The sequence below is a fragment of the Algihabitans albus genome (genome assembly GCF_003572205.1).
Classification (GTDB): domain Bacteria; phylum Pseudomonadota; class Alphaproteobacteria; order Kiloniellales; family DSM-21159; genus Algihabitans; species Algihabitans albus.
In genome coordinates this window covers 769304-780123 of the sequence record NZ_QXNY01000002.1, presented here as the reverse complement: position 1 = coordinate 780123, position 10820 = coordinate 769304, and the positions used below count along the sequence as shown (strand labels likewise).

Here is a 10820-nt window from a genome sequence, read left to right as displayed (position 1 = left end):
AAAAGAACCTTGCCGCTTTGCATCTTGCATGCATAATGACAAGATCAAGTGCGCATTAAACGCGCACCGACAACGACAAGAGGGAGGCTCGCCGCGATCATGGCTCTGCACACCGGCCGTCATTTTCTACAGATCCCGGGACCGACCAACGTACCCGACCGGGTGCTGCGGGCCATGGATCATCCGACCATGGATCATCGCGGCCTGGAGTTCGCGGACCTGGGAGCCGAGGTCCTGGCGGGGACGAAGCGGGTGTTCCAGACCGAGGGCACGGTGGTGATCTACCCGGCTTCCGGGACCGGTGCCTGGGAAGCGGCGTTGGTGAACACGCTGTCGCCCGGCGACAAGGTGCTGATGTTCGAGACGGGTCACTTCGCCACGCTCTGGATGAAGATGGCCGGCAGTCTGGGCATCGACGCCGAGTTCGTGCCCGGCGACTGGCGCCGCGGCGTCGACCCGGCCTTGGTCGAGGAAAAGCTGCGCGCCGACAAAGGCCATGCCGTCAAGGCGGTCTGCGTCGTGCACAACGAGACCTCGACGGGTGTCACGAGCCGTATCGCCGAGGTGCGCAAGGCTATCGACGCAGCGGGACATCCGGCCTTGCTGCTGGTCGATACGATCTCCTCGCTCGCCTCCATCGACTATCGTCACGACGACTGGGGTGTCGACGTCACCGTTTCGGGGTCTCAGAAGGGCCTGATGCTGCCGCCGGGGCTGAGCTTCAACGCGGTCAGCGACAAGGCCTTGGCCGCCGGCAAGACGGCGAAGCTGCCCCGGTCCTACTGGGCCTGGGACGACATGCTCGGCCCCAACGCCAAGGGTTTCTTCCCCTACACACCGGCCACCAACCTGCTCTACGGCCTGCGCGAAGCGCTGAAGATGCTGCTGGAGGAAGAGGGGCTGGAGAATGTCTTCGCCCGCCACGACCGCCACGCCGAAGCGACGCGCAGGGCCGTGCGCGCCTGGGGACTGGAACTGCTGTGCCAGGAACCGCGCGAGTATTCCTCCGCGCTCACGGCCGTGGTGATGCCCGAGGGCAGCGACGCGGACGCTCTGCGCAAGGTGATTCTCGACCGCTTCGACATGTCGCTCGGCGCCGGTCTCTCCAGGCTCGCGGGCAAGGTTTTCCGGATCGGTCACCTTGGCGCCTTTAACGACCTGATGCTGGCCGGGACCTTGGCCGGAGTGGAGATGGGACTCGCGGCGGCCCGCGTTCCCTACAAGGCGGGCGGCGTGCTGGCCGCGATGGACTACCTGGCCGGCGCCGAAGAGGTCGCCGCGCCAAAAATGGCTGCAGCCGGCGACTAGAAGTGCCGGTTACGATCCTGCGGCCGCGGAGTGGACGCCGCAGCCCAGTCAAGACGCAACCTTGCGAAGACAAAGAAGGCCGAAGCACGGCTCGAGACGAAAAGACGAAACCACGGGAGGAATTGCCATGAAGATGTTGAAATTCGCCGGTGCCTTGCTGGTGTCCGCCAGCCTCGTTGCGCCGGCGGCGGCCAAGGAACTGAAATTCGGTCACGTCGGAGCGCCGGGATCTCTCTTCGCCGTCTCCGCCGAGCACTTCGCCGAGCAGGCCAACGGGCGGCTGCCGGACGGCTGGTCCGTCGCCGTTTTCGGCTCCAGCCAGCTCGGCAAGGACCGCGAGATGCTGCAGAAGCTGAAGCTCGGCACGATCGACTTCGCGCTGCCCTCGACGGTGATGTCGTCCGTTACGCCCGAGTTCGGGTTGTTCGAGATGCCCTACCTGGTGAAAGACCGCGATCACATGCGGCTGATCGAGGCGGAGGTCGTGCAGCCGACCCTGCTTCCGGCCGCCGAGCGCGAGGGCTACAAGATCCTGGCGCTTTGGGAAAACGGCTTCCGCAACATCACCAACAACGCCAAGCCGATCAATACCCCGGACGACCTGCAGGGCGTCAAGCTGCGTACCCCGAACGGCGAGTGGCGGGTGAACATGTTCCGTTCCTACGGCGCCAATCCGACGCCGATGGCATTCTCGGAGGTCTTCGTCGCCCTGCAGACCGGTGTGATCGACGGCCAGGAAAACCCCCTGGCGCAGATCGCCTCGGCGAAGTTCAACGAAGTTCAGGATTATCTCTCCATGACCGGCCACGTCTACACGCCGGCCTATGTGACCGTCAGCGCAAATCACTTTACGAAGTTGCCGGAAGACGTTCAGTCGGTGCTCATGGAAGTGGCGCAAGAGACTCAGGACTTCGTTTATGAGACGGCGGCACAGATGGATATCGATCTGCTCGATCAGCTCAAGGCGGGCGGCATGCAGGTGAACGAGCCTGACAAGCAGGCCTTTATCGATGCCAGTGCCTCGATCTACGAGGCCTTCGCCGAGCAGGTCGATGGCGGCGCAGAAATGGTGGAAACGTCCATCAGCCTGGGCGCCGGCTCCTAACGGCGGTTCCGCGCGCCCGGGCCCGACGGCTCGGCGCGGAGCGTGAGACGGACGGTCGCGGCGGAAGTCCTTTGCCGCCGTGACCGTTCCGCACCGCCGTCCCTGACAATCCGCTTTCGAAGAGTGCTGCGCCATGTCGTCTGTCCTGGCTTCGTCTCCGAGTCTGCTCGAGCGGATCTCGAAAGTCGTCGAACGCTTCCTCGAGATCGTGGTGATCGGCCTGATGGTCATTCTGACGGCCCTGATCATCGTCTCGGTGGTCTATCGCAAGCTCGATGCTTCGCTCAGCTTCGCCGACGAGGTTGCTTCCATCCTGCTGGCCTGGCTGACCTACTATGGTGCGGCCCTGGCGGCCCTGAAGCGGGGGCATATAGGCTTCGATGGGCTTCTGCTCTCGCTGCCGCCGTCGATCCGCTTGCCCCTTGCCGCTGTTTCGGAAGCACTGGTGATCTTTTTCTTCGGCCTGATGGCCTGGATGGGTTGGAAGGTCTTGGTCGTCCTGGAGGGCATGACGCTGGTCAGCCTGAACTGGGTGCCCGTGCAGCTGACGCAGTCGGTCATTCCGATCGGCGGCGCGCTGTTCATTCTCTGCGAGCTCTTGAGCCTTCCGGCGCACTGGCAGCGCGTCAAGGCCGGCGTCAGTCACGAGCGTGAGGAAATCGAGGAGATCGCGCGCCATCACATGGATGAGAACAGCGCTTTGCCGGCGGCGGACGGCCCGTTGGGACAGGGCGAGGCCGCTACGGCAGCGCTACGGAGGGCGCAGTCATGATCCTCGGCGTCATGCTCTCGGGGCTCTTCGCCCTGATCCTCATGGGAATTCCCATCGCCGTCGCCCTCGGCCTCGTGGCGGTCGGCGCCATCTGGTATTCGGACGGCTTCGATGCCCTGGTGAACGTGGCGCTCGTCATGTACGACGGCGCCACCAAGTTCCCGCTGCTCGCCATTCCCATGTTCGTGCTGGCCGGCGCCATCATGAACGCCTCCGGCATTTCCCGCCGTCTCATCGCCTTCGCCTCGGCCCTGCTCGGGTTCATCCGGGGCGGCCTGGCGATGATCAACATCGGCGTGTCGATGTTCTTTGCCGAGATCTCTGGTTCCGCCGTGGCCGACGTGGCGGCGACGGGCTCGATCCTGATTCCGGCGATGAAGAAGCGCGGCTACCCGAAGGCCTTCGCGGCTGCCGTCACCTCCTCCTCGGCCTCGCTGGCGATCATCATCCCGCCGTCGATCCCGATGATCCTCTACGGGGTGATGGCCGACGCCTCGATCGTTCAACTGTTCGTCGCCGGGATCGTACCGGGCGTGCTCGGCGGTTTCTCGCTCATGCTGATCTCCTACCTGCTGGCGCGGCATTATGGCTGGCCGGTCGAGGAGATCTTCAATCTCCGCCGGGTCTGGGTCACCTTCAAGGAGGCTCTGGCCGCGCTGTTCCTGCCGATCATCATCCTGGGCTCGATCTTCGGCGGTGTGGTCACGGCCACGGAGGGGGCGGGTCTGGCGGTGGCCGCCGCGCTCTTCATCGGCGGCGTGATCTACCGCGACCTCAACCTGACCTTCCTGCGGGCCGCGTTGCTGGACGGCGCGATGCAGACGGCGGTCGTGATGCTGTTGGTCGCGTCTTCCGCCCTGGTGGGTGTCTACCTGACCGAACAGCAATTGCCGCAGCAGCTTGCCGCCTGGGTACTCTCGATCACGGAGAACCCCACCGCGATCCTGGCCATGATGAACGTCTTCTTCCTCATCATCGGCCTGTTCCTGCACTCCGCCGCCGCCATCATCCTGGTGGTGCCGGTGGTCGTTCCTTTGATCTCCATGGTCGGCATCGATCCGGTTCACTTCGGACTGATCGTCTGTCTTAATCTGGCCATCGGCCAGCAGACGCCGCCCGTCGCGTCGGTGTTGATCACCGCCTGCTCGATCGCCCGCGCCAACGTCTGGGAGGTCAGCAAGGCCAACATCTGGTTCATCGGTGTGCTGCTGGCGGTCTTGATGCTGGTGACTTACGTACCCGCCGTGCCCATGACCCTGGTCGAAGTTCTGTACCGCTAAGGAGAGACATGTCCGCACCAGAGGAGACCGTTCTGGTTCAGCGCGACGGCGCCATCGCTACCGTCGTGCTGAACCGCCCGCACAAGCTCAATGCCATGACCAAGCCCATGTGGGGCCGTCTGGGCGAGGTGCTGCGGGAGCTGGAGGCCGACGACAGCCTCCGCTGCGTGATCCTGCGCGGTGCCGGGGAGAAGGCCTTTTCGCCGGGCAACGACATCTCCGAATTCGAGACGGAGCGCTCCAACCCCGAGCAGGCCAAGGACTACGGACGGCTGATGCACGGCACCCTCACGGCGCTGCGGGAGATGCGTCATCCCACCCTCGCGCAGATTCACGGGATCTGCGTCGGCGGTGGGATGGAGATCGCCGGCCTCTGCGATCTGCGCATCTGCGGTGAGTCGAGCCGCTTCGGCGCGCCGATCGCCAAGCTCGGTCTGGTCATGGCCTACCCGGAAATCCAGGCCTTGCGGGATCTGGTCGGAAAACAGACGGCGCTGGAGATCCTGTTGGAGGCGCGCATCTTCGACGCGGCCGAAGCGAAGGAGAAGGGTGTGGTGACGCGCGTCCTGCCAGACGCGCGTGTCGCCGAGGAGGTGGCCGAGACGGCGGCGCGCATCGCGGCGGGGGCGCCCTTGGTTGCACGTTGGCACAAGGCCTTCCTGAAGCGCCTCGAGGACCCGACACCCTTGAGCGAAACGGAGTTCGACGAGGGCTTCGCCTGCTACGGCACGAAAGATTTCGAGATCGGCTACAAGGCCTTCCTCGCCAAAACCGAGCCCGACTTCGAAGGCCGGTGACGGACATGACAGGGCAGGATAGGGCAGCGCAGGGGCCGCTGGCCGGCGTCAAGGTGATCGAGCTGGCACACATCATGGCCGGTCCGGTCTGCGGCCTGATGCTGGCCGACCTGGGCGCCGAGGTGATCAAGGTCGAGAAGGTGCCGGGCGGCGACGATACGCGCCGGATGACGCCGCCCGAGCAGGCGGGAGAGTCCTCGGCTTTCATGATGGTCAACCGCAACAAGCGCGCCATCGCCCTGAATCTCAAGGAACCGGAGGGTCTGGCGGTCCTGCGGCGGTTGTTGGCCGACGCCGATATCGTGATCGAGAACTACCGCCAGGGCACGATGGAACGGCTAGGTCTCGGCTACGAAGCGCTACGCCAGGACAATCCCGGGCTGATCTACGTCGAACTCTCCGGCTTCGGACGCAGCGGTCCCTATGCCGAACGCGGCGGCTTCGACCTGATCGCGCAGGGCATGAGCGGCCTGATGTCGATCACGGGCGAGGGCCATGGCCGGCCGCCGGTCAAGGTCGGCGCGCCGGTGTCCGACGTTGTCGCCGGCATCCTGGGTGCCTTGGGCGCCGTCTCGGCGCTGCAGGCGCGAAGCGGGACGGGGCGGGGACAGCGGGTCGATACCTCGCTGTTCGAGGCCGGAATCGTTCAGACCTACTGGCAATCGGCCATCGCCTTCGCGACAGGCAACTCGCCGGGCCCGCTCGGCTCGGCGCATCCGCTGAACGCGCCCTATCAGGCCTTCGCGACCGCGGACGGCTATATCAACGTGGGTGCGGCGAACCAGGCGAACTGGCTGCGCCTGCTGGAGGCTCTCGGCGCGCAGCCCTTGGCGGAGGATCCCCGCTTCGCCGAGAATAAGGCGCGCATGGCGCATCTGGACGAACTGGTGGCCGCGCTGGAGACCTATTTCAAGGCAAAGACGACGGCCGAATGGCTGGCGATCTTCGAGCAGGCTGGCTTCCCGGCCGGACCGGTCCTGAGCGTCGGCGAAATGCACAGGGACCCCCAGGCCCTCGCGCGCGAGATGGTGGTGGAGCTAGAGCATCCGACCGTCGGCCCGATGAAGACGCTCGGCCTGCCGATCAAGCTGTCCGAAACGCCGGGCGGCGTGACCCGACCGGCGCCGCTTTACGGCCAGCACAGCCGGGAGGTCCTGCGTGAGGCCGGCTACGACGCCGAGCAGATCGCCGCGCTGCTGACGAGCGGCGTGCTGATTGCCGAAGATTGAACACCCAGGATTGACCGCAAACGATCCTCTGCCGAGAATGGCGCCAACGAAAAAGGATAAATACCGGGAGGAGGCGGCATGGTCGCGCTGGCGGCCGAGCTGAGCGAGCGGGAGGCGCGCGCACGGGCGCTCGCCTTCGATCTGCGCGAGATCGACAGAGCCTTTCTGGACGATCCCTATCCGACCTATCGTCTGTTGCGGGCCTTCGACCCGGTCCACCGCCAGCCCGACGGCGGTGTCTTTCTGACCCGTTACGACGACGTGGCGGCGGTCTATCGCGACCGGCGCTTCAGTTCCGACAAGAAAATCGAGTTCGCCCCGAAGTACGGCGACTCTCCGCTTTTCCTGCACCACACCACTAGCCTCGTCTTCAACGATCCGCCGCTCCACACCCGGGTGCGGCGGCTTCTGGCGCCGGCCTTCACGCCGCGTGCCTTGAATCTGCTGGAGCCCCGCTTCGTCGAGATGGTCGAGGAGATGCTGGACGAAGCCGAGGTACGGGGCGGCATGGACGTGGTGACCGACTACGCCGCCGGCCTGCCGGTGCAGATCATCGGCGACATGCTCGGGATTCCCAAGAGCGAGAGAGGCCCTCTGCGCGACTGGTCGCTTGCCATTCTGGGCGCGCTCGAGCCGGTGCCGAGCGCGGCGGCGCTGGAGTGGGGCAACCGCTCGGTCACCGCGTTCAGCGACTACCTGGCCTTCCACATCGACCGCTACCGCAAGGGAAAGCTGGCCGAGGGGGGCGAGGTGCTGGGCATGCTGCTGGCCGAGACGACCGATGCCGGCGAGCGGTTGAGTGAGGTGGAGCTGGTGCAGAACTGCATCTTTCTGCTGAACGCCGGCCATGAGACCACCACCAACCTGATCGGCAACGGCATCGCCGCCTTGCTGGAATACCCCGACCAGATGGTGCGCCTGCGCGCCGAGCCGGACCTGATCGTCACGGCCGTCGAGGAGTTCCTGCGCTTCGAAAGTTCCAATCAACTGGGCAACCGCCGTCTGCTGGAACCTGCCGAGATCGACGGTGTCGCCCTGGAGGCCGGGACACTGGTCACGCTCGGCATCGGCGCCGCCAACCGGGACCCAGCGCAGTTTCCCGAACCGGACCGACTCGATATCGGGCGTACCCCCAACCGTCACCTGGCTTTCGGCGGCGGCATTCACGCCTGCGCCGGCATGACCCTGGCGCGACTGGAGGGCAAGATCGCCATTGGGCGGCTGCTGGCCCGCATGCCGGAGATCCGCCGCGCCGGAGCCTATCGGCGCGGCGGACGCGCCCGCTTCCGAGGCTTCCTGTCCTATCCGATCGCCTTCGGCCGCGCCTAGACCGCGACAAACTGAACAAGAGGGAGGTTCGATAACACCATGCGGATCGCACAGCTTCTGGTGGGGACCGTCTTCGCGGTCGGCTTGACCGTGAGTACGCTCCAGGCCGCCGAGTACGAGCTCAAGCTCAGCCACTTCCTGCCGCCGGTGCACGGTATTCACACCGATTTCCTCCAGCCTTGGGCCGAGGACCTGGCGACCTGCAGCAACGGTCAGGTCGCCGTCGAGATCTTTCCCGGCGGCACCCAGCTCGGCAATGTCGCCAAGCAGCAGGAACAGGTTCTGGCCGGTGTGGTCGATATCGCCCATGGCCTGCACGGCATCCCGCGCGGGCGCTTTCCGCGGACTTCGGTGATCGATCTGCCCTTCCTGACGGAGTCCGCCGATGCCGCGTCCCGCACCCTCTGGGCGCTCTTCCCGGACTATCTGGCCGAGGAGTACGAAGGCCTGAAGGTCCTGGCGCTGCACGCGCACAACGGCGGCCTGATCCACACGCGTGGAACGCAGGTCGGGACGATGGAGGACATGCGGGGTTTGCGCATCCGGACACCCAGCCCGGCGATCTCCATGATGCTCGAATCCCTGGGCGCGATTCCCCAGGGCATGCCGCCGGGTCAGGTTTACGAGAATCTCGAAAAGGGTGTGATCGACGGAACCGTCTTCCCGTGGGATCCGGTCCGTTCTTTCCGGCTCGCGGAGGTGTTGGAGCACCATCTCGACGCGCGCGCCTACACGGTTTCCTTCTTTCTCGTGATGAACCAGCGCAGCTACGACCGCCTGCCGGCCGATGTGCAGGCCTGTATCGATGGTGCCTCCGGTGACGCCTTGACGGCCAAGTTCGGCGACTGGTGGAATGCCTGGGACGCGCCGGGACTGGCCGCGGCCAAGGAGAAGGGCAATGGCGTCACGACCCTCGGCGACGCCGAGCGCGCCCGCTGGCGCGAAGCGCTCGCGCCGATGATCGAGGCCTACCTGGACGAGTTGGAGGGGCAGGGCGTCGAGAACGCTCGTGAGATCTTCGCAAAGGCCCAGGACTACGTCGCACAGTTCGAAGCGAAGTGACCGGAGATCGGCCGAGCGGGGCTACGCTCGCGCGTCTGGACGATCTGCTCACCCGCTTCGCCCGCATCGTCGCTCTGCTCGGGATGCTGGGGCTGGGCGGGGCGATGGCCGTGACCGTTGTCGACGTGGCGCTCCGTCCGACCGATAGCGCCATCTTCGGCGTGGTCGATCTTGTGCAGCTTGGCGTCATGGCGGCGGCCTGGTTGGCGATTCCCTATGCCTTCCTGACCGACTCTCATGTGTCCGTCGACCTGCTGGCGCAGAGCCTGCCGTCCCGGTTGTCGGCCTTGCTGAGGGCACTGGGGGCGGGGCTTGCCGCAGGGTTGATGGCGCTGATCCTGATTTACGGCTGGCAGGCGGCGGCGCAGCAGGCTCAGTTCGGCGATGTCTCCCAAACTCTCGGCCTGCCGAAGACCTGGTATTGGGCGCCGCTGCTGTTCGGGGCCGCCCTCTCGCTGCTGGCGACCTTGCTGATTGCGATCACGGCCTTGCTTGCGGCCCTGCAGGGGGCGGATCGGGGGAGGGAGCAGGCGTGAGTGATCCCTTTTTCGGTCTCGTCGCCTTTCTCGGTGCCTTGCTTCTGGTGCTGTTGCGCGTGCCTGTCGCAATTGCCATGGGCGTCGTTGGCGTCGGTGGCTTCGCGCTGCTGAACGGCTGGTTCGGCGCCGGCTTCGTGCTCGGTGCCGCGCCCTTCGAAGCGGTCTTTCCCTACAGCCTGTCTGTAGTGCCGCTGTTCGTCGCGATGGGTGTCTTCGCGGCGCGTGCGGGCCTGTCCCGGAGTCTCTATCAGGCGGCGGGTGCCTTCGTGGGCCGGGCGCGGGGCGGTCTCGCCATGGCGACCATCGGGGCCTGCGCGGCCTTCGGGGCGATCTGCGGGTCCAGCCTTGCCACCGCTGCCACCATGGGCAAGGTTTCCCTGCCGGAGATGCGCCGTTTCGGCTATGCCGATTCCCTGGCGGCGGCCTCCATCGCCGCCGGCGGCACGCTCGGCGTCCTGATCCCGCCCTCGATTCTGCTGGTGATCTACGGACTGCTGACGGAGACCTCGATCGGGCAGCTTTTCGTCGGCGCGCTGATCCCCGGTCTGCTCGCCACGCTGCTCTACATGGCGGCCGTCTTCGTGCAAACCCGGATCGATCCGAAGCTGGCGCCGGCGACCGGGAAGCCGGAACGCGGCCATCGCCGGGCATCGCTCAAGCGGGTTTGGGCCGTGGCACTGCTGTTCTTCCTGGTGATCGGCGGCATCTACTGGGGCTGGTTCTCGCCGACCGAAGCGGCGGCGATCGGGGCCTTCGGCGCCATTGCACTGACGGCCGTCACCGGGCAGTTCACCTGGCGGATGCTGCTCGACGCGGCGGAGGAGACGGCGCGCACCACCGGCATGATCTTCCTGATCCTGGTGGGGGCGGCGCTGTTCAACTACTTCATCGAAACCAGCGGCCTGCCGCGTCTGCTGACCGGCTGGGTCGAGGGTGCGGGGCTGGCACCGATGACCGTGCTGCTGCTGATCATGCTGTTCTACCTGCTGCTCGGCTGCTTCATGGACTCCCTCTCCATGATCCTGCTGACGGTGCCTTTCGTCTTTCCGGTCGTCGCGGCCTTGGGGCTCGATCCCGTATGGTTCGGCATCCTCTTGGTCACCGCCGCCGAGATCGGCCTCATCACACCCCCGATCGGTATGAATCTCTTTGTGATCCAGGGTGTCGTTCCGGGTTTGCGCCAGTCCACCATCATCCGCGGTATCTTGCCGTTCCTGGCAGCCGACGTCCTGCGGCTTGCGCTGCTGATCGCCCTGCCGGCACTCACGCTCTGGTTGCCCGGTCGACTGTGAGTCCTGTCCTTCCTGGACGTCATCAAAATTTCACGCCGCCGAGTGGGGCAAATTTCGGTTTCCGGTCAAAGCGTTACACGTTGTTTCACGGTCCGTAAGAAAACGTT

Annotated in this window: 10 protein-coding genes; all 10 read left to right on the top strand. The window is 65.6% G+C overall.

All coding sequences use genetic code 11. From position 1 onward, the window contains the following. The first annotated feature begins 99 nt into the window (after positions 1-99). The 10 genes from DBZ32_RS05300 to DBZ32_RS05255 all read left to right on the top strand — a co-directional run bounded on the left by DBZ32_RS05300 (position 100) and on the right by DBZ32_RS05255 (position 10713). Entirely contained in the window at positions 100-1308 is a 1209-nt protein-coding gene (locus DBZ32_RS05300) for a pyridoxal-phosphate-dependent aminotransferase family protein (protein ID WP_119166028.1), read from the top strand. A 127-nt stretch (positions 1309-1435) separates the two neighbouring features. After that, positions 1436-2413, top strand: coding sequence for a TRAP transporter substrate-binding protein (locus tag DBZ32_RS05295; protein ID WP_119166027.1), 978 nt, complete (start codon positions 1436-1438; stop codon positions 2411-2413). A 133-nt stretch (positions 2414-2546) separates the two neighbouring features. After that, entirely contained in the window at positions 2547-3185 is a 639-nt protein-coding gene (locus DBZ32_RS05290; protein WP_119166026.1) for a TRAP transporter small permease, read from the top strand. Beyond that, positions 3182-4465, top strand: coding sequence for a TRAP transporter large permease (locus DBZ32_RS05285; protein ID WP_119166025.1), 1284 nt, complete (start codon positions 3182-3184; stop codon positions 4463-4465). Before DBZ32_RS05290 ends, DBZ32_RS05285 begins: the two co-directional genes overlap by 4 nt. 8 nt (positions 4466-4473) lie before the next feature. After that, positions 4474-5262, top strand: a complete 789-nt coding sequence (locus DBZ32_RS05280; RefSeq protein ID WP_119166024.1) for an enoyl-CoA hydratase/isomerase family protein — start codon at positions 4474-4476, stop codon at positions 5260-5262. 5 nt (positions 5263-5267) lie between these two features. After that, positions 5268-6491, top strand: a complete 1224-nt coding sequence (locus DBZ32_RS05275) for a CaiB/BaiF CoA transferase family protein (protein ID WP_119166023.1) — start codon at positions 5268-5270, stop codon at positions 6489-6491. A gap of 78 nt (positions 6492-6569) precedes the next feature. Continuing rightward, complete coding sequence (locus DBZ32_RS05270) at positions 6570-7820, top strand: cytochrome P450 (protein ID WP_119166022.1); 1251 nt, start codon at positions 6570-6572, stop codon at positions 7818-7820. A gap of 39 nt (positions 7821-7859) precedes the next feature. Beyond that, positions 7860-8882, top strand: a complete 1023-nt coding sequence (locus DBZ32_RS05265; RefSeq protein WP_119166021.1) for a TRAP transporter substrate-binding protein — start codon at positions 7860-7862, stop codon at positions 8880-8882. Next, the gene (locus tag DBZ32_RS05260; RefSeq protein WP_119166020.1) at positions 8879-9418 is read left to right on the top strand and encodes a TRAP transporter small permease; all 540 of its coding nucleotides are present in this window, start codon (positions 8879-8881) and stop codon (positions 9416-9418) included. Before DBZ32_RS05265 ends, DBZ32_RS05260 begins: the two co-directional genes overlap by 4 nt. Then, complete coding sequence (locus DBZ32_RS05255) at positions 9415-10713, top strand: TRAP transporter large permease (RefSeq protein WP_119166019.1); 1299 nt, start codon at positions 9415-9417, stop codon at positions 10711-10713. Before DBZ32_RS05260 ends, DBZ32_RS05255 begins: the two co-directional genes overlap by 4 nt. Positions 10714-10820 lie beyond the last annotated feature (107 nt).

Bases quoted from the DNA above. Each gene is read 5' to 3' on its own strand.
- DBZ32_RS05295 (WP_119166027.1), top strand. From the start codon at position 1,436: ATGAAGATGTTGAAATTCGCCGGTGCCTTGCTGGTGTCCGCCAGCCTC.
- DBZ32_RS05300 (WP_119166028.1), top strand. From the start codon at position 100: ATGGCTCTGCACACCGGCCGTCATTTTCTACAGATCCCGGGACCGACC.
- DBZ32_RS05285 (WP_119166025.1), top strand. From the start codon at position 3,182: ATGATCCTCGGCGTCATGCTCTCGGGGCTCTTCGCCCTGATCCTCATG.
- DBZ32_RS05290 (WP_119166026.1), top strand. From the start codon at position 2,547: ATGTCGTCTGTCCTGGCTTCGTCTCCGAGTCTGCTCGAGCGGATCTCG.
- DBZ32_RS05270 (WP_119166022.1), top strand. From the start codon at position 6,570: ATGGTCGCGCTGGCGGCCGAGCTGAGCGAGCGGGAGGCGCGCGCACGG.
- DBZ32_RS05280 (WP_119166024.1), top strand. From the start codon at position 4,474: ATGTCCGCACCAGAGGAGACCGTTCTGGTTCAGCGCGACGGCGCCATC.
- DBZ32_RS05275 (WP_119166023.1), top strand. From the start codon at position 5,268: ATGACAGGGCAGGATAGGGCAGCGCAGGGGCCGCTGGCCGGCGTCAAG.
- DBZ32_RS05265 (WP_119166021.1), top strand. From the start codon at position 7,860: ATGCGGATCGCACAGCTTCTGGTGGGGACCGTCTTCGCGGTCGGCTTG.